This window comes from Gluconobacter cerevisiae (assembly GCF_015244675.1).
Classification (GTDB): Bacteria; Pseudomonadota; Alphaproteobacteria; order Acetobacterales; family Acetobacteraceae; genus Gluconobacter; species Gluconobacter cerevisiae.
Genome location: NZ_JABCQO010000001.1, coordinates 327,315 through 348,246 on the forward strand (window position 1 = coordinate 327,315; position 20,932 = coordinate 348,246).

General features: G+C 60.6%; 20 protein-coding genes and 1 tRNA gene. 11 read left to right on the top strand and 10 right to left on the bottom strand.

What is annotated here, in order from left to right; all coding sequences use genetic code 11:
• Window positions 1-30: 30 nt before the first annotated feature.
• Together HKD21_RS01375 and HKD21_RS01380 are read left to right on the top strand one after the other, a co-directional pair.
• Window positions 31-984, top strand: coding sequence for a tyrosine recombinase XerC (locus HKD21_RS01375; protein ID WP_194254087.1), 954 nt, complete (start codon window positions 31-33; stop codon window positions 982-984).
• Complete coding sequence (locus HKD21_RS01380; protein WP_194253870.1) at window positions 981-1,895, top strand: retroviral-like aspartic protease family protein; 915 nt, start codon at window positions 981-983, stop codon at window positions 1,893-1,895. The genes HKD21_RS01375 and HKD21_RS01380 overlap by 4 nt, the downstream gene beginning before the upstream one ends.
• Before the next feature lie 15 nt (window positions 1,896-1,910).
• On the opposite strand, the gene HKD21_RS01385 is transcribed toward HKD21_RS01380, so the two are convergent.
• From HKD21_RS01385 to HKD21_RS01405, 5 genes are all read right to left on the bottom strand, one after another.
• Entirely contained in the window at window positions 1,911-2,498 is a 588-nt protein-coding gene (locus tag HKD21_RS01385; RefSeq protein WP_194253871.1) for an NMCC_0638 family (lipo)protein, read from the bottom strand.
• Window positions 2,499-2,689: 191 nt separating this feature from the next.
• Window positions 2,690-3,235 (bottom strand): hypothetical protein, encoded by a 546-nt coding sequence (locus HKD21_RS01390; protein ID WP_194253872.1) that lies wholly within the window; start codon window positions 3,233-3,235, stop codon window positions 2,690-2,692.
• A 73-nt stretch (window positions 3,236-3,308) separates the two neighbouring features.
• Window positions 3,309-4,583 (bottom strand): ammonium transporter, encoded by a 1,275-nt coding sequence (locus tag HKD21_RS01395; protein ID WP_194253873.1) that lies wholly within the window; start codon window positions 4,581-4,583, stop codon window positions 3,309-3,311.
• Window positions 4,583-4,921 (bottom strand): P-II family nitrogen regulator, encoded by a 339-nt coding sequence (locus HKD21_RS01400; RefSeq protein ID WP_174694216.1) that lies wholly within the window; start codon window positions 4,919-4,921, stop codon window positions 4,583-4,585. The genes HKD21_RS01395 and HKD21_RS01400 overlap by 1 nt, the downstream gene beginning before the upstream one ends.
• Before the next feature lie 136 nt (window positions 4,922-5,057).
• Window positions 5,058-6,281 (bottom strand): mechanosensitive ion channel family protein, encoded by a 1,224-nt coding sequence (locus tag HKD21_RS01405; RefSeq protein ID WP_194253874.1) that lies wholly within the window; start codon window positions 6,279-6,281, stop codon window positions 5,058-5,060.
• Window positions 6,282-6,575: 294 nt separating this feature from the next.
• Between HKD21_RS01405 and HKD21_RS01410 the strand changes: the two genes are divergently transcribed.
• The 3 genes from HKD21_RS01410 to cysE are packed head-to-tail and all read left to right on the top strand — an operon-like array spanning window position 6,576 to window position 9,301.
• Window positions 6,576-7,253 carry a hypothetical protein gene (locus tag HKD21_RS01410; RefSeq protein ID WP_194253875.1) on the top strand — a complete coding sequence of 226 codons (678 nt, stop codon included), beginning with the start codon at window positions 6,576-6,578 and terminating at the stop codon, window positions 7,251-7,253.
• 54 nt (window positions 7,254-7,307) lie between these two features.
• The gene (locus tag HKD21_RS01415) at window positions 7,308-8,525 is read left to right on the top strand and encodes a UbiH/UbiF/VisC/COQ6 family ubiquinone biosynthesis hydroxylase (RefSeq protein WP_194253876.1); all 1,218 of its coding nucleotides are present in this window, start codon (window positions 7,308-7,310) and stop codon (window positions 8,523-8,525) included.
• Window positions 8,522-9,301: a serine O-acetyltransferase gene (gene cysE, locus HKD21_RS01420; RefSeq protein ID WP_194253877.1), complete on the top strand. Its 780-nt coding sequence runs from the start codon at window positions 8,522-8,524 to the stop codon at window positions 9,299-9,301. The genes HKD21_RS01415 and cysE overlap by 4 nt, the downstream gene beginning before the upstream one ends.
• Window positions 9,302-9,344: 43 nt before the next feature.
• Here the strand turns inward: cysE and HKD21_RS01425 are convergent, their stop codons facing one another.
• Window positions 9,345-10,505, bottom strand: coding sequence for an aldose epimerase family protein (locus tag HKD21_RS01425; RefSeq protein ID WP_194253878.1), 1,161 nt, complete (start codon window positions 10,503-10,505; stop codon window positions 9,345-9,347).
• Between the two features lie 316 nt (window positions 10,506-10,821).
• Between HKD21_RS01425 and HKD21_RS01430 the strand changes: the two genes are divergently transcribed.
• Window positions 10,822-11,640 (top strand): MlaA family lipoprotein, encoded by an 819-nt coding sequence (locus HKD21_RS01430; RefSeq protein ID WP_194253879.1) that lies wholly within the window; start codon window positions 10,822-10,824, stop codon window positions 11,638-11,640.
• 10 nt (window positions 11,641-11,650) lie between these two features.
• Window positions 11,651-12,244, top strand: coding sequence for an MlaC/ttg2D family ABC transporter substrate-binding protein (locus tag HKD21_RS01435; RefSeq protein ID WP_194253880.1), 594 nt, complete (start codon window positions 11,651-11,653; stop codon window positions 12,242-12,244).
• Window positions 12,245-12,318: 74 nt separating this feature from the next.
• On the opposite strand, the gene HKD21_RS01440 is transcribed toward HKD21_RS01435, so the two are convergent.
• The 4 genes from HKD21_RS01440 to HKD21_RS01455 form a co-directional block, all read right to left on the bottom strand.
• Entirely contained in the window at window positions 12,319-12,660 is a 342-nt protein-coding gene (locus HKD21_RS01440; protein ID WP_322782887.1) for a pilus assembly protein N-terminal domain-containing protein, read from the bottom strand.
• Between the two features lie 111 nt (window positions 12,661-12,771).
• Window positions 12,772-13,269 (bottom strand): GNAT family N-acetyltransferase, encoded by a 498-nt coding sequence (locus HKD21_RS01445; protein WP_194253881.1) that lies wholly within the window; start codon window positions 13,267-13,269, stop codon window positions 12,772-12,774.
• Between the two features lie 75 nt (window positions 13,270-13,344).
• A complete protein-coding gene (gene ettA / locus HKD21_RS01450; protein WP_194253882.1) occupies window positions 13,345-15,024 on the bottom strand; it encodes an energy-dependent translational throttle protein EttA in 1,680 nt (559 codons plus the stop codon).
• A gap of 76 nt (window positions 15,025-15,100) precedes the next feature.
• A tRNA-Ile gene (locus HKD21_RS01455) sits at window positions 15,101-15,174 on the bottom strand.
• Window positions 15,175-15,392: 218 nt separating this feature from the next.
• Between HKD21_RS01455 and HKD21_RS01460 the strand changes: the two genes are divergently transcribed.
• The 4 genes from HKD21_RS01460 to HKD21_RS01475 all read left to right on the top strand — a co-directional run bounded on the left by HKD21_RS01460 (window position 15,393) and on the right by HKD21_RS01475 (window position 20,604).
• The gene (locus tag HKD21_RS01460) at window positions 15,393-17,561 is read left to right on the top strand and encodes an FUSC family protein (RefSeq protein ID WP_194253883.1); all 2,169 of its coding nucleotides are present in this window, start codon (window positions 15,393-15,395) and stop codon (window positions 17,559-17,561) included.
• A gap of 146 nt (window positions 17,562-17,707) precedes the next feature.
• The gene (adhS, locus tag HKD21_RS01465; RefSeq protein WP_194253884.1) at window positions 17,708-18,109 is read left to right on the top strand and encodes an alcohol dehydrogenase subunit III; all 402 of its coding nucleotides are present in this window, start codon (window positions 17,708-17,710) and stop codon (window positions 18,107-18,109) included.
• Window positions 18,110-18,282: 173 nt separating this feature from the next.
• A complete protein-coding gene (ppa, locus tag HKD21_RS01470) occupies window positions 18,283-18,804 on the top strand; it encodes an inorganic diphosphatase (RefSeq protein ID WP_194253885.1) in 522 nt (173 codons plus the stop codon).
• 213 nt (window positions 18,805-19,017) lie between these two features.
• Window positions 19,018-20,604: a carbohydrate porin gene (locus HKD21_RS01475; protein WP_228120711.1), complete on the top strand. Its 1,587-nt coding sequence runs from the start codon at window positions 19,018-19,020 to the stop codon at window positions 20,602-20,604.
• The last annotated feature ends 328 nt before the right edge of the window (window positions 20,605-20,932 follow it).

The following is a 20,932-nucleotide window of genomic DNA, read 5'->3' on the forward strand; positions in this document are numbered from 1 at the left end:
CCTCCGCTCCGAAATGCCATGACCGCATCCCTGATGGCGCTCGATGCCCTGCGCGACTGGACCGAATGGCTGACGCATGAAAAGCGCTTCAGTCCGCGCACGGTCGAAGCCTATCGCCACGACATCCTTCTGGCGCTGACGTTTTTCCAGCAGCATCTGGGCGGGGAAGTCACGCTGGCGGATCTGGGGAAACTCTCACTTGCGGATCTGCGCGCCTGGCTCGCCCATGAAACAGCCCGCAGCGAAAAGCCGACCCGCCGTGCCACCAGTGCCGACTCGCGAGCACGCTCGCGAGCGCGGCATGTCTCGGCCCTGCGGTCTTTTTTCCGGTATCTGGCCCTGCGGCATGATCTCTCCAACCCCGCCCCGTCTTTGCTCGCCACGCCGCGCATGAAGAAGCGACTGCCCCGTCCGTTGGGGCAGGAAGCGGCGCTGGCGGCCCCGGAAGGCATTTCCGATGACGCCGAGACCAGTCAGGCCGCTCTGCGCGACCGGGCGCTGTTCACGCTGCTTTACGGCACGGGACTGCGGATCGGCGAGGCACTGTCGCTGGATATCCGGGACCTGACGAATGCGGGGCAGAACATGCTGCGCGTGGTCGGCAAAGGCGGCAAGGAACGGCTCGTGCCTTTGCTTCCGGCAGTCATCGAAGCACTGGAAAGCTGGACAGCGGCCCACCCCACTCCCGCGCCCGATGCGCCCCTGTTCTGCGGCGTGCGAGGCGGCCGTCTCAATCCCGGTGTGGCCCAGCGCGCCATGCGGAACTGGCGCAAAGGCGAAGGCCTGCCCGATTCCGCAACACCCCACGCCCTGCGCCATTCTTTCGCAACACATCTGATGGAAGGCGGCGCGGACCTGCGCACCATTCAGGAACTCATGGGCCACGCCAGCCTGTCCACCACACAGGCCTATACGCTGGCGGACGAAAAACACCTGCTGGATGTCTGGCGCAAAGCGCATCCCCGTGCGGATCAGGGCTCATGAAACGCGTCGTGTCCGCTGCACTGGTTCTGGGCTGCTACATGGCGACAGCCCATGCTGCTCCCGTCTGCGAAATGGCGCGCGCCGTGGTGCTGCCACTGCGCGATGATGGCGGTTATCTGAGCGTGCCAGTGACGGTGAACGGCCACAGTGCCTCGATGATCGTCGATACAGGCTCCGAAGGCAGCCTCATGACTCCGGGTGGCGTCGCAGCCTTCCGCCTGCCCCCCGATCCCCAGCACCGGACGATGATGCAGGGTCCGAACGGCGCGCCGCGCGTCGTGCCAAATATCCGGATTCAGGACCTGAAACTCGGCACACCGCGTTCGGGAGAACTCGCGCTCGGGGCCGGAACGATGGCGGTTGGCGCTCTCCCCGGCTCTCCCATGATCACGCCGCCCGTTTTCGGACTACTGGGTGCGGATGTTCTGGCGGATTACGATCTGGAATTCGATGTCCCGCACCAGCACCTGACATTATGGCGCGTCCGTCTGGGCTCTCATGCCTGCCAGCCCCCACCCGCGTGGAGCGGCCGCTGGACAAGCGTGCCCGTCCGCCGGACCTCAGGCCGCCTGACGGTACCTTTCACATTGGATGGATTGAGCGGGACGGCCCTTCTGGACAGCGGCGCGCGCTCGCATATCGTCAGCACGGATTTCGCCCATCGTCTCGGCCTGACGGACGAGCAACTCGCCCTTGATCCGGGCGGCATGACGTCGGGCGTGGATCTACACGAACGCGCGTATCACTGGCACCATTTCAAACGCTTTGAACTGGGCGGCACCGTCTGGAGCCGCCCCGTCCTGACCGTCGCTCCGGTCCACGATCAGGCCGACATGCTGCTGGGCTCGGACTGGTTCGCCCATCATGACATCTGGCTGTCCTACGCTACGGGGCAGCTCTTTTTCCGGTAAATTCTACCGACGATATTATGACCCATCACCGGCAGGCGCAGGCGATCGCGCTGGCGGGTCTGAACTCTCGGGAGGCAATGTCGATGTCAGAATAACTTCTGCCATAGGACCGGAAATTCCATGCGCCGTGATGGAAAGCTGAAGATGGACAGCACCCTGTTCATAGGAAAAAATTTTCTGGGCCGCACCACGCTGCGGGTCCTGCTGCTGCAGGAGAAGGTTGAGCGTGGCATGGCGGGCCAGAAGCTGATCCCGCAATTCCGTCTGGACGTTCGCGACGTTTCCCTGCCGCATCACGACCTGACAATGCCCTTTGTCGAGCGACACAAGGGCCATCTGTCCATAGACCGTACTGGCCACATAAACACGTCCCGGATTGCCGTGCAGAAACCCTTCCCGCGTCGGGGGCGGCCCTTCAGGAAGGTGGTAGCGTGCAGCCCATTCCCGCAAACCGGAAGGGTTACCCGTGAAGGAAAGACAGCTCTGGCCAAACAGACCGACAGCATTCGCAGCGCCCAAATCGCGGGCGGAGGCCGGCACACAGAACAGAAGGGCGACCAGAACGGAGGTCGGCCCGATTATTCCGCAAAATCGTAATGTCATGGTTCCTCTTTCTTTCCTTCACCACTGACCGACACGTTACACTCCGAAACTGTTCACGAGAAACCCGGAAAACCTTGTGGAAATTCCATAAATTGGCTGGGCATGCCTTGAACTGACCCTCAGAAATAAAAAAAAGCTCCTCCCGCAAAGGAGGAGCTTTCGGGCCGATAAGGCTCGGGGGACGTGTCAGATCATTCGCCCTTGAGGCGGGAATTGCACTGCGACCAGTAGCCGCCGCCTTTCTGGATCCATTTCAGGGATCCATTGCCGCCATTCGCCTTGTTGGCGTTGTACTGGGCGACGCAGGTTTTCTGGCGGGCGCGACCGGCGGAGAGTTTGCTGAACTCGGGGGAAATGGCAGTCGGAAACACGACATTGCCCGAGGACGCAACGGCAGCCTTCGGAGCGATCGGGGCTTTCGTACCGGCCGGAGACGAGTCCGCAGGCGCGGCGCTTGCAGGGGCGGCTGGGGCCGTCGTGGTTGGTGCCGTTGCCGGAGCAGCAGCCGCAGGCGTTGTGCTGGCTGCGGCAGCCGGGGCGGCGGCCTTGGCTGTATCGCCACAGGAAGCGGCCTTGAATGCCTTATAGGACTGGCCGTTCAGGGAGCCGTTCTGCTTGGCCGTCTTGAACGCGGCATGGCATTCCTTGGCGGTCAGGGCGTGAGCGGGTGCGACGCTCAGTCCTGCGGCCAGCAAGGCGGCGAGGGAGAGGCCGGAAAAGGCTTTTGTAAACGTCATGCAGAAAGAACCTTCATTCTGAAATCGGCGGGAGATAAAAGCCCCCCGCAGCTTGAGCATCAGAGAAGCGCGATCAGTTGATGCGCTCACCGTGCAGAACCATGTCGAGACCTTCACGCTCTTCGTCCGGCGACACCCGCAGGCCCATCACCAGATCCAGAACCTTCAGGATCACGGTTGTCATGATAACACACCAGACAATCGTCACCCCTACGGCCTCGGTCTGCGCGATGACCTGATGAACACTGGCGACCGTTCCTTCCGGGTTGGACGCCGTGGCCGAAAGCGGACCATAGGCAAACGCACCGGTCAGAATGGCGCCGATGATGCCACCTGTTCCATGAACGCCGAACGCATCAAGACTGTCATCGTAGCCAAAACGATGCTTGAGCCATGTGGCGCTCCAGAAACATCCCGCTCCGGCGATCAGGCCGATGACGACCGCACTTCCCGGCAGTACGAAACCCGCCGCTGGCGTGATGGCGACCAGACCGGCCACCGCACCCGAAATAATGCCCAGAGCCGTCGGCTTCCCCGTCCGCGCCCATTCGACAACCATCCAGGCCACGCCGCCCGCAGCCGCAGCGACCTGCGTCGTCAGCATGGCCATGCCCGCGCGGCCATTAGCGCCCAGAGCAGACCCGGCATTGAAGCCGAACCAGCCTACCCAGAGCAGGGACGCGCCGATAATGGCGTAGGTCAGATTAAAGGGCGAAAAGTCTTCATGGCCCAGCCCCTTACGGCGACCGAGAATGATGGCACAGACCAGACCGGCCACACCGGAATTGATGTGCACGACCGTCCCGCCCGCAAAGTCCACCGCACCAAGCCCAGCGACCCAACCAGTCGGGCTCCAGACCCAGTGCGCGACCGGGGCATAAACGAGCAGAAGCCACGCCACGCTAAACAGGCACATGGCGGAAAACTTCATACGATCCGCATAGCCGCCCGTGATCAGGGCGGGGGTGATGACGGCAAACGTCATCTGGAACATCATGAAGACGCTCTCAGGGATCGTCATCGTCACGGCAGCGGGCGTTCCAGCGCCCAGCGTGAAGGCGGAATCAACGCCTGCACGGAAATTGTCCGCCACGCCATGCAGCATGACGCGCGACAGATCCCCGATCCACGGCGAGCCGGTCGAGAACGCAAGGCTGTAACCCGCGACCATCCAGACGAGGCTGGCAATGCAGCAGATCATGAAAGACTGGATCAGCGTCGCCAGCACGTTCTTCTTGCGGACCATGCCGCCATAAAAAAGCGCCAGACCGGGAATGGTCATCATCAGCACGAAAGCCGTACTGACGAGCATCCAGGCCGTATCGCCCGTATCGATGGGCGCGCGCATCAGAGCGCGCCCTCGCCGGTTTCTCCCGTGCGGATACGGATGAGCTGGTCGAGGCTGGAGACCATGATCTTGCCGTCACCGATCTTGCCGGTGCGGGCTGCGGTCATGATGGCTTCGATCACGTCCTCGACGATCGCGTTGGAAACGGCGACCTCGATCTTGAGCTTGGGCAGGAAGCTGACGTGATACTCGGCGCCACGATAGATTTCGGTCTGGCCTTTCTGGCGACCGAAACCCTTGACTTCGGTAACTGTCAGACCCTGAACCCCCAGCGGGGTCAAGGCTTCACGGACGTCATCAAGCTTGAAGGGTTTGATGATGGCAGTAACGAGCTTCACGAACGGCATATCCTCGTTGCGATCAGGTAATCTTTGTCAGAGTATGCCTCAGATCATGCCAGTCTCATAATGATATTGGCAGTCCAGCCGTCTCGTTTCTGTTGAAATTCCCATGAAGAGTGGCCCAAACGCCCCCTCAGGCGCGACCGGGCATGGCGGTGGGTGGGGAGCCGGGCATATCCGGGCCGCGATAGGGACCATCCTGCGGCCGGTTGACCGGCGGCGCGACCAGAGCATCGGGCCATGCGTTCTGATCGGGAGCGCCAGAGACGATGGCCGTGCGGCCTCGCGGCAGACATTCCGGCATTTCCAGACGCAGGCGACGCAGCATCCGTTCGCGGATGTCGCACGCCAGATTCCACATCGCGTCCGCATCCGGCGCCCCTGCGATCAGACGGATGGACATGACCTGCGCATTGCTGTCCGCGATCTGGCAACCGATGGAGGTCTTGTCCTGATCCCAGTCCGGGCATTTGGCCAGTTCCTCGAAATACATCTCCCGCAGGCGGTCAACCGGCGTCTGGTAATCCAACCAGAGAAACAGGGAGGCGATCAAAGACGGCGAACTGTGCGTCCAATTCTGGAACGGATTCTCAAGGAAATACGAGATCGGCACGATATAGCGGCGACGATCCCACGTCCGCAGAACAACATAGGTCGCGTTGATTTCCTCCACCCACGCCCAGTCACCGTTCAGAATCAGCATATCTTCCATACGGATGGGCTGGGTGACGGCAATCTGGATGCCCGCGATCAGGTTCGTCAGGGCCGGACGCGCGGAAAGACCGACGATCAGGGACGCCGCACCAGCGGACGCAAACAGCGACACGCCGAATTTCTGCACCGAATGGAACACCATCAGCGAGGACGCGACCGTCAGCACACCGAACGAAATCTCGATCAGGCGTCGCAGAACACGGATCTGCGTCTGGTGCGAACGGACCGTGATATCGTCCATGTGCTCCTTGGCACTGATCCGCGTCAGATACTGATCCGTCAGCAGACGGAACGTCCGGATGATGCCGAAGCCAAGATTGAGAATGAACAGGCAGATGAAAATCTGTTCCAGAAACGACGTCGTTGCATCGGTGAACCCGATCGTCGCCTGAAGAGCCGCGCTGGCGGCGATAATCATCAGCCCATTGCGGATGGGCGCCCGCAGCCGGGCAATGATGGCATGAATGAACTGGATACGACGCAGACCCGGCAGCCGCGGAAGGGCATCCGTGATGATACGACTGGACAGCAGCGCAATACCCGCCGCGAACATCAGAACCAGAATCGAACCAAGCGGAGCCGGGAGCCAGTCCAGCATATGTCCGAGCCGGCTGATGGAATTGACGTAGGAATGTTCGATCATGCGGTCTGCGGTTCCTTATCTTCTCGCTGCACCTGTTCTTGGCATCTGCTGATTGAGCGGTACGGGCACCCGCAAAACAACATCATCGACCCCGGTTCGTTCCCGAATCAGATGACCAGATCGAAATCATCATGAACCGTGTCGGTTGAAATCGTTTCCGTTAGAGCACAGAAGCGTCACAAAGATGAATCTTGGCGCTCAGTTTTTACCTGAGCGATACGGTTTGACTATGGATCGCAGATTCATTTTCATGCTGATTTTAACGTTATAGTTCAGCAGTTCAAGGACAGCCGCATGGGGTACAATCTCGAGATTACGCGCAACCCCATCTGGTCTGGCAGGCCCGGCAGCCCCCTGTCGCTCGAAGAGTGGTTCGACGTCATCACGAGCGATGACGAACTCCAGTTCGCCGTATCGAGCGAACCCAGGAAATATCCGACACAGGACGCGGAATGGCTCAATCATCCCGCCGCCTCCAAAAAGCCGGAAGACACGTTGTTCTACTGGGCCGGAAACGCCATCAGCTGCAAATATCCAGATGAACAGCAGATGGCCAAGATGGTCCGGATCAGCAGTCGCCTCAAAGCCGTTGTCGTTGGCGACAGTGGTGAGCGCTACGATCTGGACCCGAACGGCAAGGTCGTGGTCAATGATGAGGCAGCCCCGGAACTACCCCTGCCCCTGATTTACGGTGCGGGTGCGCGGTCCTGCGCGGATTTCACACAAGCCATCGGCGACACAGCATCTCCCAACAGCGTGATTTTCTACAACTGGTATCTCGGGTTTGTGACGGCCATCAACGCCGCCCGCCACCAGGACGGAAAAAGCGTGATGACACTGAATCTGACGCCCGAAGTGGTGCGCGAGGATCAGGCCTTTCTCATCCAGTACTGCCGGGAACACCCCGAGCGCAGCTTCCATCAGGCTGCCCTCACGCTGCTTCAGATGCGCCTCGCCCGCTGCCCCCCATAAGGAAAGCGCCCCCTTCCGCTCAAACCCTCGCAGGAGTAGGACAGGGGCAGGGAGATGAGTACGATGAAAAAAACCCATTACGACCTCTGCATCAACGGCGCCGGACCTGTGGGCGCTACGCTGGCGTGTCGTCTGGCGGCAGAGGGCGTGCGCGTCCTGCTCATCGACCGCAATGCCCTGCCCGGCATGGAAGATCCCGCTCTGGACGGGAGGGCCTATGCCATTGCGGAAGGCTCCCGCCGGATGCTCGCGGACGCAGGCATCTGGGACAATCTGCCCAATGTGGCCCAGCCGATCCACGAAATCCGCGTGGCAGACGGACGCCCGCATGAGGCCCCCTCCCCGCTGACGCTGCATTTCGGCCCGGAAGACGCCCCCGAAGGACAAAGTTTCGGCTGGATGGTCGAAGCGCGGGAGCTGCGACTTGCGATCAACCAGACGCTGAAGCAGTACGACACGCTTGATGTCCATGCGCCGGATCTGGGAACATTCACGTTCCGCCCGGATCATGTCTCCATCCGTCTGGCCTCAGGCAAAACCGTGACGGCGAAACTGGCCGTGGCAGCGGAAGGACGCCGTTCCCCCCTCCGCCGTCAGGCGCGGATTGGCCTGACCAAGATTCCGTATAACGAGTACGGTATCGTCGCCACGATCGCGCATGAAAAGCCGCATCATGGCGTGGCGCTCGAACATTTCCTGCCGGAAGGTCCGTTCGCACGCCTGCCCATGCCCGGCACCGCCGAACATCCGCACCGTTCCGCCATTGTCTGGGCCGAAGGCGAAGGCCGCGCCCAGCGTTTCCATGATCTGCCGGACGAGATTTTCGCACGCGAGATCAAGGCCCGCATGGCGGACGAGGATCTGGGCAAGATCACTCCGACCGGTCGTCGCTGGATTTACCCGCTCTCCGCGCAATACGCCCACAGCTATATCGGCCCGCGCCTCGCTCTAGCCGGTGACGCCGCGCACGGCATCCACCCCATCGCAGGTCAGGGACTAAACATCGGGTTCCGGGACGTGATTTCGCTCGCAGACCTACTGATCGAGGCGCATCGCATGCGCAAAGACATGGGCAGCCGCGAGCTTCTCGTCCGCTATCAGCGCAACACCCGCCCCGGCAACATGGCAATGCTGGCCGCCACGGACGCGCTCGAACGCCTGTTCGGCAACGACAATCCGGTCCTGCGCCGCCTGCGCGATATGGGCATCGCGAGCGTCCAGCGCTTCCCCGCCCTGCGCCGGGCCTTCGTCCGAAAGGCCATGGGCATATGACGGAAGCCATCATCGAAACGCCCCCTGAAAGAACAGCAGACCTCACCGCCTTCTGGCAGGATATGCAGTCACAGGCCTGCAGTTGCCACGACCCGCTGATTCAGGACGTGTTTTCCACCAATATCGGGGACCATCCGGACTTTGCGTCTGCACTGGCCTCCCTTCTGGGCACGAAACTCGCGGACCGCTCCATCCCGGCCACGACCATCACCCGCCTCGTCGCCTCGATCCTGAGCACCGACCCCGACATCGCCGAAGCGGCAGCAGCCGACATTCTCGCGACCTATGACCGCGACCCGGCCTGTCCGGACCTCGTCACGCCCTTCCTGTTCTTCAAGGGATGGCAGGCGCTTCAGGCCTACCGGATCTCGCATCATCTCTGGACGCGGGGCCGTCAGCATCTGGCCCATCATTTCCAGAGCCGCATCAACGAACTGTTCGCCATCGACATTCACCCCGCGGCCCGTCTGGGGCGGCGACTGAGCATCGACCACGGCACGGGGATCGTCATTGGCGAAACCAGCATCGTCGAAGATGACGTCTCGCTGTTTCAGGATGTCACGCTGGGCGGTATGGGCAAGCTGAGCGGCAACCGTCACCCCATCGTGCGACGCGGGGCCATGATCGGCGCAGGCGCACGAATTCTCGGACGCCTCGTGATCGGGGAATATGCGCGGATCGGCGCGGCTTCGGTCGTTCTGGAAGATATCCCGGCCTATTCCACCGCAGTCGGCAATCCGGCGCGGATCGTGGGCACCACACCCCGCCCGGCATAAAGCACTCAGGGTCCGGAGCCTGCGCCCCGGACCCTGCTGCCTGTTACTTGTTCGAGAACTTGAAAATCGTCGTGTAATCGAACGTCTGACCCGGCTTGAGTTCAGTCGTCGGGAAAGACGGATGGTTCGGGCTGTCGGGATAATGCTCGGCCTCGAACGCAATCGCATCGCCCTGACGATAGGCATGACCGAACACCCCGGCATAACCACCATCCAGCGAGTTGGACGTATAGACCTGAAGCCCCGGCTGGTTCGTCAGGATTTCCATGCTACGGCCCGAACGCGGATCATAGACCTTGCCCGCCAGACGCGGTGCCTGACCGGACGGCCCGTTGACGACCCAGTTCATGTCATAACCACGCGCATACATCATCTGCTGGTCGTTGCTGCGCAGACGATCACCGATGACGGTCGGCTTGCTGAAATCAAGCGGCGTCCCGGCGACAGGCGCGATCTGGCCAGTCGGAATGGATGTTGCGTCGGTCGGCGTAAAGCCATCCGCGTTGATCTGAAGAATTTCCGGCTCGATGGAGCCCGAACCCTCGCCGTTCAGATTCCAGTAGCTGTGATTCGTCAGGTTCAGAACCGTCGGCGCGTCAGTCGTGGCAACATAATGCAGCGACAGGGCGTTGTCCGTGCCCAGCGTATAGGTCACATGCGTCGTCAGCTTGCCGGGAAAGCCCTGATCGCCGTCCGGGCTGACCAGCTTGAGCGTCACATACGCGCCATTGTCGTTGGTGCCGGTCTTCTCGATCGTCCAGACGTTCTTGTCGAAGCCCTTCTTGCCGCCATGCAGCGCATTCGGCGGGGCCGTCACGTCCGTATGATAGATCTTGCCGTCCACGGGAAAGCTGCCGCCGGCGAGACGGTTGGCGTAACGGCCGATGATGGCGCCGAAGAACAGACCGCCTTTCGCGCTATCAACCGTATAGCCCTTCAGGTTGTCGAACCCGAGAACCACGTCCTGAACATGCCCTTCGCGGTCCGGCGTCTCGACGGACTGGATGATGCCGCCATAGGTGATGATACGGGCCGTCGTGCCGAGACCGTTCTTGAGGGTCACGATCCGCACGGGCTTGCCATCCGGCGTGCTGCCCCAGGGCTGATTGGCCACGGTAGGGTGCGCCTGCGCCACACCGGCACTCAGGGCCAGAGCCGCAACAGTGGCGAGAAACGTACCCTTCGAGCCGAAGAATCTGGACATTGAAAACCTCCCGGGTGTTGAGTTGAGGCCACACTGATCCCAAAAATCCCGAAGGGTCAAAGCCCGGAAAGCAGCCGAAAAGCATCTGGATCGTTAAAGCATCTGGCCTCTTCAAACGCGCAGCATTTGCAGACATACAGGGATGCACGCTATCGGAGGATACGTTATGACTACGCCCCTCCGCAGTTTTCCGCGACGGATGGCGCGTGGCCGATCGGGGTTCATGGAGTCCTTCAGGGAACGGATTACGAAAATTTCCGTTTTCCGGTGACTTCTTCGTGAGCACTGGGCCGGGAAGGGTATTTTGGGGATGGTTATGGACTTTCGGCAGGACGACAACGCAATCCGGGAGACGCGCTCACGCCGTGTGTCACGTCGCAGCAGGACTCTCGCAGGTGCGCTCGCCCTGCTGGCACTGGGCGCCTGTGGCTCAATGCGTAACCCTCCCCCGACAGATCCGGACGATCTTGCGGACTACAAGGCCGCGAACGATCCCTACGAGCCCTTGAACCGCAAGATGTACAACGTCCAGATGTGGGCCTATCACAAGGTCCTGCGTCCGGTCGGCAAGGCGTGGATCTGGGCCATTCCCAAGCCCGTGCGTCACTCTATCGCGAACATCAACGAAACCTGGCGCGAGCCTGCAGTGTTCTTTTCCGACGTCGGCGCGGGCAAGCCGCGTCGTGCGGGCGACGCCTTCATGCGCTTTGCAATCAACATGAGCGCTGGCGTCGGTGGTTTCTTCGATGTCGCCGGTCTTGTGGGCTACAACCAGCATGAAACCGATCCGGGCCTGACGATGGGCACCTGGGGCGTGGCAAGCGGGCCTTACCTGTTCATCCCGTTCGTCGGCCCGTCCAATTTCCGCGATGGCGCGGGTTACGGCATTGGTCAAGGCCTGACGCCGATCAACTATGTGCCTCGCGGCTATGATCTGCTAACCTTCAACTGGGCTTACAACGTGGCCGGGACAATGGAAGGCTACGCCAGCTCCATCGACCAGATCGACCATGTCGAACAGGACAGTCTGGACCCGTACTCCTATATCCGGAGTGCATGGCAGCAGAACCGCCAGAGCCAGATCGACACGATCAAGAACGACGACCGCGCAACCACCCCCGACTGGTACAACTGAGGACAACGACATGTTCAACGTATTTTCGCGCCGCACTGTTCTTGGGGCCGTTGTCTCCCTCGCTGTCGCAACGGGGGCCGCGCAGGCCAGCACGGCAACGGACTTCGTGAACTCCTTCGGAGGCCGTCTGGTACAGGTCGTCAACTCGCACGAGTCCCTGGACCAGAAGAAGAAAGAAGTCCTTCCCCTGCTTAAGGAGAATGTCGACATCACGGGGATCGGCCGCTACTGCCTTGGCAAGTACTGGCGTACGGCAACGCAGGCCCAGCGTGACAAGTACATTTCCCTGTTCGATCAGGTTCTGGTCAACACCATCACAGACCAGATCGGCAGCTATCAGGGTGTGAGCTTCCGTGTGACCTCAACGGCTGCAATCCCCGAGGGCGAGCGCGTCAACGCCCTGATTGACCGCCCGGGCCAGCCGGAAGTCAACATGCAGCTCATCATCGGCGGCACCCCCCCCAAAGTGGTGGACATGTACGGCGAAGGTGCCAGCCTGCGCATGAACCAGCGCGGCGATTACAGCTCCTATCTCGCGCGCCATAACGGTGACGTCGACGCACTGAACGCCGCTCTCGAACGTCAGCTCAGCCACCACCAGTAAGACATCAGGCAGGACCGCCCAGAGCAGACCGGTCCTGCCTTCCTGCTCAGTGCCCTGTATTCAGCGCACCATGTTCAGCGCACTGGGCGCTGCACCGTGACATGATACCGGTAGATCGTGTCCCGACCTGTAAACAGGACGTCTGTCCTGCCCTCCCGTCGTCCCATGATTTCCGCGACCTGATGGGACACGAGATTGATACTCAGAATATCCGGAAGTGGCGTCGCAGCTGACTGGACGTTTGGGGGAAGAGCCACAATCTCGCTCGCACCGGCCTGAAGCGTAATGGTCCGGTCCATGATATGCACGCCATTGACCACGCTTTCCACGGGCTTTGACATCTCGGCAGAGGCATGAGAAGCAAAAAACAGGACGACAAGTCCCAGACCTCGTGTGCAGACAGTCCCAAATCTCACAGACAACTCCCACCCCGGATGTAACAAACCTTTTCGGTTTAATATGGATAGGCAGGAGCATCTGAAAACACAACGGCTCCCCTTGCCATCCGGAAAATCCGTGAAGGTTTGTCAGCCCGCCGTGATGTCGTAAAGAAACATCGTATCGCCATCGCGATCGAAAGTGGCCGTATGGCGCAGCCCCAGACTGCCCAGAACCGTGCGGGAGGCCAGATTGTCTTCCCGCGTGACGGCCACGATACGCTTTTCACCCGTATCCAGCACATAGCGCAGGGCCGCAGCAGCAGCTTCACGAGCAATGCCACGCCCGGCAGCCCATGGGAAAATGGAAAACCTCAGACCCAGCCCACGCCCGTCAGGACGCTCGTGAACACCAGTAATCCCGACGAAGCGGCCATTTTCGCGGATCGAAAATATTCCTACGCCCCGCCGTGCCCAGAAGCTGACGTCTTCCGCCATTTCCTGCTCGGTCGTTGTACGGTTTCGGACGCCGCCCAACATCCGCGCAAACGCACCGGCATCACTTTTGAGCGCAACCATGTCTTCGAGGTCCGGCCAGTTGACCGGAGTCAGAACAAGCCGGGCGGTTCGGATTTCACGCCCCAGCACGCAGCTCTCCCCAGACCATCAGCAGAAACCTTCAGCGGACAGGATCGCCCCGTCCGCTGAACGGAAAACGCCGGATCAGCGGGCCAGCGGGCGGTACTTGATGCGGCCGGGTTCGGTAGCGTCCGGGCCCAGGCGACGACGCTTGTCAGCTTCGTAGTCCTGGAAGTTGCCTTCGAACCACTCGACATGGCTGTCACCCTCGAACGCGAGGATATGCGTGGCCAGACGGTCAAGGAACCAGCGATCATGGGTGATGATCACGGCGCAACCTGCGAATTCTGCCAGAGCGTCTTCGAGAGCACGCAGCGTATCGACGTCAAGATCATTGGTCGGCTCATCGAGCAGAATGACGTTGCTATCTTTCTTGAGCATCTTGGCCAGATGGACGCGGTTGCGCTCACCACCCGACAGGATGCCCACGCGCTTCTGCTGGTCGGAGCCCTTGAAGTTGAACGCGCCAACATAGGCCCGTGACGGAACCGTGCGCTTGCCAAGCTGGATGACGTCCGTACCGCCGGAAATTTCTTCCCAGACCGTCTTGTTGTCATCAAGCGTGTTGCGGGACTGATCGACGTAACCCAGCTTCACCGTCTCACCGATCTTGAGCGAGCCGCCATCAGGCGTGTCGTCACCCGTGATCATCTTGAACAGCGTGGATTTACCCGCACCGTTCGGCCCGATGACACCCACGATGCCACCCGGCGGGAGCTTGAAGTTCAGATTGTCGATCAGCAGACGATCGCCATAGCCCTTGCTGAGATTCTCAGCCTCAATGACCGTGCCACCCAGACGCGGACCCGGCGTGATGACGATATCCGCCGTCCCGCCTGCGCGCTCGGCATTGGCGGCCAGCATTTCCTCATACTTCGTGATACGGGCCTTGCTCTTGGCCTGACGGGCCTTGGGCGAGCTGGAAATCCACTCCTGCTCGGCCGCAAGGGCACGCTGACGGGAGCTTTCTTCCTTCTCTTCCTGGGCCAGACGCTTGCGCTTCTGTGTCAGCCAGGACGAATAGTTGCCTTCGAACGGATAGCCGCGGCCACGCTCGATTTCGAGAATCCAGTTGGTGACGTTGTCGAGGAAGTAACGGTCATGGGTGATGACCATGACGGTGCCCTGATAGTCACGCAGCGTCTTTTCGAGCCAGCTCACACTCTCGGCGTCGAGATGGTTGGTCGGCTCATCGAGCAGCAGGATTTCAGGCTTTTCAAGCAGCAGGCGGCACAGGGCCACGCGGCGCTTTTCACCACCTGAGAGGTTCGTCACCGGGCTGTCAGCGGACGGGCAGCGCAGGGCGTCGAGCGCGATCTCAAGCTTGCGGTCCAGCTCCCAGCCGTCGCCAGCATCGATCTTCTCCTGAAGATCGGCCTGCTCGGCCAGAAGAGCCGTCATTTCGTCGTCGGACATCGGCTCGGCGAACTTCATCGAGATCTCGTTGAAGCGGTCCACAGCTCTTTTCAGCTCACCGAAACCCAGAGCCACGTTCTCGCCGACCGTCAGGGTCTCGTCGAGCTTGGGTTCCTGTTCGAGATAGCCGATGCGTGCGCCTTCTGCGGCCCAGGCTTCACCGCCATATTCTTTCTCGATGCCGGCCATGATCTTGAGCAGCGTGGATTTGCCCGCACCGTTCACACCCAGCACACCGATCTTGACGCCCGGCAGGAAGGACAGCGTGATGCCCTTGAAGACTTCACGCCCACCCGGATAGGACTTCGTGAGGTCCTTCATGACATAGACGTACTGGTAGGCGGCCATGGGAGGTCTCCTCAATCGGTGGATGGGCGGGGAAGACGCGGAACATCTGTCCCGCGAAAATCAGATCGGCACACCGTGCGCCCGGAGGGACTCGAACCCCCAACCAAGCCGTTATGAGCGGCCGGCTCTAACCAATTGAGCTACAGGCGCGCGGGTGCAGTCCGCAATCGCCCAACTCGGGTCTTTTTGCAAGGGCTGACATGGTGGAATGTGTCTTTTTAAGTTAGTGTGTCACGCCTTCCCGTTCCCTAAAGGCCGTTCAGGCGACCTTTGCTGCCGTTGCGAGATGGCCTCACTGGTCCGTATTGCCCGAAGGGATGTCCGATGCCTGCAAATAGCGCGAAAATACCCAGCAGTACCTCCCAGACATGATACAGGCCGGGCCGGTCGCGCTTATCCGCAAACTGCGCTGGCTCTACGCTCCCGATCCGGTCATGGCCGGATATGCGCTCCGGACGACCTTCACGTCCCTGCTCGCGCTCGGAATCGCGCTGCGGATGGAGCTTGGCAGCCCGCAATGGGCGGCGCTGACCGTCTGGATGGTCGCACAGGGCACACGCGGACGCAGCCTTGCGAAAGCCAAATGGCATCTGTTCGGCATGGTGGTCGGCGTCATCAGCGGCATTATTCTGGTTGCGTCCTTTCCGCAGTCGCCCCTGATGTTCATTCTCCTGCTGGCGGGCGGGATCGGCGCGTTCTGCATGATCGGCACCTTCATGCCCGGTCCGGCATCCATGACAAACTACCGCATCCACGGCATGCGGGCCTCGGGCTTCACCTACGCCATCGTCTCGCTCGACGGCATTGCGGACCCGCACCATATCTTCTCGATCGCCATGGCACGCGCCACCTACATTTTGTTGGGCATCGTGCTCGAAGCCTCGATTTCCGGACTGTTCCAGCTCGGTCTGACCAAACGCACGCGCCATCAGCTTGCCAGCACATTCGAAGACACGCTCAAACCCGCCCTGACCGGCATCGCAGACATCCTAACCGGCAAGGAAGGAGCGATGCAGAACGTACAGGGTATCTTCACCCAGATCACGACGCTCGGCGATCAGGTGGAGTTCGCGGAAGTCGAACTGGGACGCCGCGACCATGCCGGAGACCACGCCCGCGCCGCGCTGGCGGATATCGCGGTCCTGCTCGCCCGCGCCCTCGATCTCGCGACCCTCATGCGCCTGCCGCTCAGTCAGGACGACATGTTCCATCAGGAAGCAGAGGCCATCCGGGAGGTGTTTCTCAAACTTCCCGCCCGACTGGAAGGGCCGGAAAGCATGAGCGCCATTCTGGCCGATCTGCTGGCCCTGCGCCGCCAGTGCCGCCAGAAAGTGGTGATCGATTTCAACACTGTTCAGCCAGACGATGCCGCACGCGAAGCCATTCTGCGCCACGGCATGCTTCAGCAGGCTCTCGTTGAACTGATCGACGCACTCCGCATGGCGTTAAGCCAGTTCGAGGCCAGCCGACACCCCGAAGCCCACGACCACTTCCATGCGCCAATCCGCTCCTACCGCGACTGGCAGCAGGCCGTTACCAACAGCCTGCGCTCTTCCGTCACAGTCTTCGGGGCGGGCCTCATCTGGATCTGCACCGCATGGCCCAACGGACTGACCTTCATCATGTTCGTCTGTATCGTGTGCAGCCTGTTCTCGACGCTGGAGCGTCCCGCATTGGCCACGCAGGCGTTCCTGCGCGGAGCCTGCTGTGCGGTCGTCGCAGCGGGCATCCTGAATCTGGCCCTGATGGGCAAATCCACGACGTTCGAAATGCTGGGCATGTGGTCCGGACTGGCCATGATGATCGGCGGACTGGCGTTTGCCTATCCGCCCCTGACCCTTCCGGCTGTGTCGTACAACCTGTTCCTGCCCATTCTGATCGGCCCGTCCAATCAGGCCAAAACCGACGAAATTACCTATTTCAACACGGCCCTACCGCTCGTTCTGGGCCTGCTCTACGCCTCGTGGATGTATCGCGTCTTCCTGCCCTACGACCCGGCCCATCAGCGTTGGACCATGCGCGAAAACATCCTGCGCGACCTGCATCGCATCGCGGATGGCAGCGCCCGGGAGACGGTGGACAGTGTAGTCTCGCGCAATGTGGACCGTTTCGTCCGGCTTATGACCAATTCGGGTTCGACCCCCTCGCCCGTCATTCAGGCCTATCTGACGGGAATCCTGTCGGGCATGCGTGTCATGCTCAATCTTCTGCGCCTTCAGGCCGTCCGTCGCGATACACGACTGGGAGGAGATGCCGGAAAGGCGCTCGCCCTCGTCATGGGGCGCATGAGCCATTTCAGCGGACGCTATCACGGACATTACGGCCGTACCCTGCGCGCAACGAAGCTCGCAATCCTGCATCTGCGCACATGCGAGCGCAACGAATCCCGCCCCCGCGAGCGCTTCATCCTGATCGCCGCCCTGACCAGTCTGGACGTCATTGCCACGGAACTGGACACGAACCGCGTTTTCTTCGACGCGAACAGCCCGTATCTCGATCCGTCCGTGCGATCCGAGGAACTGGAATCCACCGGTTGACACAATCCTCACGAACTGATCACGAAGAAATGTTCTGAAACACACTTCCCTTTTCCGGGAAACGGAGGAATTGTTCGTTTTCAGCCGCGGGATACCGCGGACGACAGGTTTAAGACCTACTGGGTTTCAGAACTAAGGATACCGTGATGTTTCGTCGTATCGTGCCCGCTCTCGGCCTCGCCCTCGGGCTCGGTCTGGCTTCCCAGGCCGCCATGGCACAGGAACAGTCCCCCCCGCCCCCGCCGGCCGTTCAGGGCACGCCGAGCAAGGACTTTACGGGCGTTTCGCCCGCCAACCTCGCTGGCATCATGAACTACTGCGTCGAGCAGCAGTACGTGTCCTATGACGAAGGCAATCCGGTTCTTTACGGGCTGAGCGAGAAGTACAAGGCCACCGAACAGACGGTCGGCAATTTCGACTACGCGCTCGGCACCGCCGGTTACTTCGACAGCAACGGCAAGCGCTTCTACCTCGTGGCTTACACGAACGAAGACGACCGCCGCGCCGCCTGTCACGCCGCCGTCAAGGCCGCACAGCCGATGCTCTGAGCCCTGCCCGCAGGACCCGGATTTTCGCAAAAACTCCCCTGCCCCGCGGCACGGGGAGTTTTTTTATGCCTGCTTCCCATCCCCGGCCCGGACTTCTTCCTTTCCGCTCTGGGCAGGGGCCACGGGCGCCGGTACTATCATCGCCTCTCCAAACAGTTCAGGACATGAACATCATGGACATTTCCAAGATCTCGCCCGGCAAGGACCTGCCCAACGACATCAACGTCGTCATCGAAATCCCGCAGGGATCGCAGGTGAAGTACGAAGTGGACAAGGACAGCGGCGCCCTCGTCGTGGACCGTTTCCTCTTCACGCCGATGGCCTATCCGGCTGCCTACGGCTTCATTCCGGGCACGCTGGCCGCCGATGGCGATCCGGCCGACGCCCTTGTCCTGACGCCGTCCGCCGTCGTGCCGGGTGCCGTGATCCGCGCGCGCCCGATCGGCATGCTGAAGATGGAAGACGAAAGCGGACAGGACGAGAAAATCATCTGCGTCCCGCACGACAAGGTCCACCCGCAGTTCACGAACGTCCATTCCGTGGACGACCTGCCGGAAATCACGAAGAAGGCGATCACGCATTTCTTCGAGCGTTACAAGGATCTGGAACCCAACAAATGGGTCAAAGTCACGGGCTGGGCTGACAAGGCCGCAGCAGGCGAAGTCATCATGGCTTCGGTCGCCGCCGCCAAGTAAGCCTCGGCTCCAGTCGGAGGGACGCCCTGTGGCGCCCCCTCCTGACGGATATGCTTTCAAAACCCCCTGCTTCCTCCCGGAGGCAGGGGGTTTTGTTTGATATCACATATATTTGTGAAAAATTATGATACAAGTAACATTATATTGTGTTCTTTACCGGTAAATATATGTTACCTCGGAAAGGCTAACCTGCTTTTCCAAGGAATCAGCGGATTGTCTCGAGTCCATCTCCACGCAGCTTTCTGCCTGGCCACATTTCTTCCGTCCTGCGTCATGGCCCAGAGTGTTGGGACCCAGACCGCCACAGGGACCTCCTCAACACCCAGAACGGGATCCGCTTCCGACCGGACGCTCTCGACCTTTCAGGCCTATAGCCCGGACGCAAAAGTTACTCAGATCAAGGTTACAGCACCGCAGCAGGGAATTCCGCCGGTCATCTGGCCGTCCGAAAACTCGGAACTCCCCAGCGAACGCGTCAACACGCCTCTGAACCAGATCTATTTCGGCAATGAATGGGTCCCTCCTCTTCCAAAGCCCGAAGCTCTTCTGACCGATCCGTTCGGCTGGAATACGTGGCTGCGAGACCGTGGCGTTGCGTTAACGATGGACACCACCAACGAGTTTTCCGGCGCCATCACAAGTCCGACGCCGGGCTATGGACTGAGACAGGGCAGCAGCAACGCCGGCCAGTACAGCCTTGAGAACGATATCGACTGGGAAAAACTCGCCAATGTCCGGGGCTTCTCAACCCATGCGCTCGTCGTGGGCCGGTACGGTATCCCTGGCAGCCGCATGTTCGGCGACAACCTCAACCCCAGCTCCGAAATCTACGGCGCAGGCGGCAACGTGGTCGTCCATCTCGTCTATGCTTACGCCGAAGAGACAATCGCCAAAGGCCGTGTGGACCTTGCAGCCGGTCGTATCCCGTTCCTGAACGATTTCTCGTCCAACCCGCTGTACTGCACCTTCCAGAACAATGCGTTCTGCGGAAACCCGAAAGCTTCGTCAGACAACACAACCCATTCGTCCTACCCTGATGCAGGCTGGGCCTTCCGTGCCCGAACCCGCCCGACCATCAGCACCTACATCCAGACGGGCGTGTATTTCGCACAGGCCGGAATTTACGGCAACACGCAGTACCGCACGGGCTTCAAGTTCAACGGCGGCGACATCCACGGCGAAGCAATCCCGGTCGAAGCCGGTTGGGAGCCACTGTTCGGCAAAGACAAGCTGCCCGGCCACTACAAGGTCGGCTACGCCATCGACAACGCACCCCACAAGGACAACTACTATGACATGAACGGGCAGCCCTATGTCATCAGCGGTCTGCCCGCCCGCACCGTGAACTATTCATGGTCCGCCTGGGTTCTGGCCGACCAGATGGTGCTGCGTCATCATGTTCAGGGGAATCCCGATGCGGGCCTGATCCTGCTGGGGGGCATGTACGCCAACAGCCCGCGCACCCAGCTCCGTGGCCAGCAGTATTTCGCAGGCCTGATCGATACCGGATTCTGGGCTTCACGCCCGCTGGATACGATCGGTATCAACTTCTCCTATGTCCGCGTTTCCAAAAACGCGACCGCGACGGAACGGCTTCAGGCCCTGTATGGCGTGCCGCTCATGGCAGGCTCCCTGACACCCCAGACATTCGGCGAAGTTCTGGAAGCCACATACCGCATCCATGTGATGCGCGGCGTCACCTTCGCGCCTGACTTCCAGTATTACTTCCGTCCGGGCGCGCAGAAAGCCCTCAAAGACGCCGCAATGCTTGGCTTCAAGAGCCACATTCAGTTCTTCTGAACTGAATTCTCTATCCGGGAAGTATGCCCTCACGGGTGCCTTCCCGGATACACCGCTGGCCTGACCGGCGACTTTCCAGAAAAGCCAAATTTCGGACAGCACCCGTCGAACAGACTCACGTGCGTAGCGAAAATTTCCCGACCGCAATACGGAAGGGACTTGCCAATTATTTTCGGTATTTTTTGATTTTTCTGGAGCGGGCGATGGGATTCGAACCCACGACCCCAACCTTGGCAAAATTGGCAGAACCATACGCCGGGGTGCGCCTGACTCCCATAATTTACTATAAAACAACATATTACATGAAATCTCCTACTCCGTAATGCGC

Bases quoted from the DNA above. Each gene is read 5' to 3' on its own strand.
- HKD21_RS01390 (WP_194253872.1), bottom strand. From the start codon at position 3,235: ATGACGTTTACAAAAGCCTTTTCCGGCCTCTCCCTCGCCGCCTTGCTG.
- HKD21_RS01380 (WP_194253870.1), top strand. From the start codon at position 981: ATGAAACGCGTCGTGTCCGCTGCACTGGTTCTGGGCTGCTACATGGCG.
- ppa (WP_194253885.1), top strand. From the start codon at position 18,283: ATGGACATTTCCAAGATCTCGCCCGGCAAGGACCTGCCCAACGACATC.
- ettA (WP_194253882.1), bottom strand. From the start codon at position 15,024: ATGGCCGCCTACCAGTACGTCTATGTCATGAAGGACCTCACGAAGTCC.
- HKD21_RS01430 (WP_194253879.1), top strand. From the start codon at position 10,822: ATGGACTTTCGGCAGGACGACAACGCAATCCGGGAGACGCGCTCACGC.
- HKD21_RS01435 (WP_194253880.1), top strand. From the start codon at position 11,651: ATGTTCAACGTATTTTCGCGCCGCACTGTTCTTGGGGCCGTTGTCTCC.
- HKD21_RS01425 (WP_194253878.1), bottom strand. From the start codon at position 10,505: ATGTCCAGATTCTTCGGCTCGAAGGGTACGTTTCTCGCCACTGTTGCG.
- HKD21_RS01415 (WP_194253876.1), top strand. From the start codon at position 7,308: ATGAGTACGATGAAAAAAACCCATTACGACCTCTGCATCAACGGCGCC.
- HKD21_RS01395 (WP_194253873.1), bottom strand. From the start codon at position 4,583: ATGCGCGCGCCCATCGATACGGGCGATACGGCCTGGATGCTCGTCAGT.
- HKD21_RS01385 (WP_194253871.1), bottom strand. From the start codon at position 2,498: ATGACATTACGATTTTGCGGAATAATCGGGCCGACCTCCGTTCTGGTC.
- HKD21_RS01405 (WP_194253874.1), bottom strand. From the start codon at position 6,281: ATGATCGAACATTCCTACGTCAATTCCATCAGCCGGCTCGGACATATG.
- cysE (WP_194253877.1), top strand. From the start codon at position 8,522: ATGACGGAAGCCATCATCGAAACGCCCCCTGAAAGAACAGCAGACCTC.
- HKD21_RS01410 (WP_194253875.1), top strand. From the start codon at position 6,576: ATGGGGTACAATCTCGAGATTACGCGCAACCCCATCTGGTCTGGCAGG.
- adhS (WP_194253884.1), top strand. From the start codon at position 17,708: ATGTTTCGTCGTATCGTGCCCGCTCTCGGCCTCGCCCTCGGGCTCGGT.
- HKD21_RS01460 (WP_194253883.1), top strand. From the start codon at position 15,393: ATGATACAGGCCGGGCCGGTCGCGCTTATCCGCAAACTGCGCTGGCTC.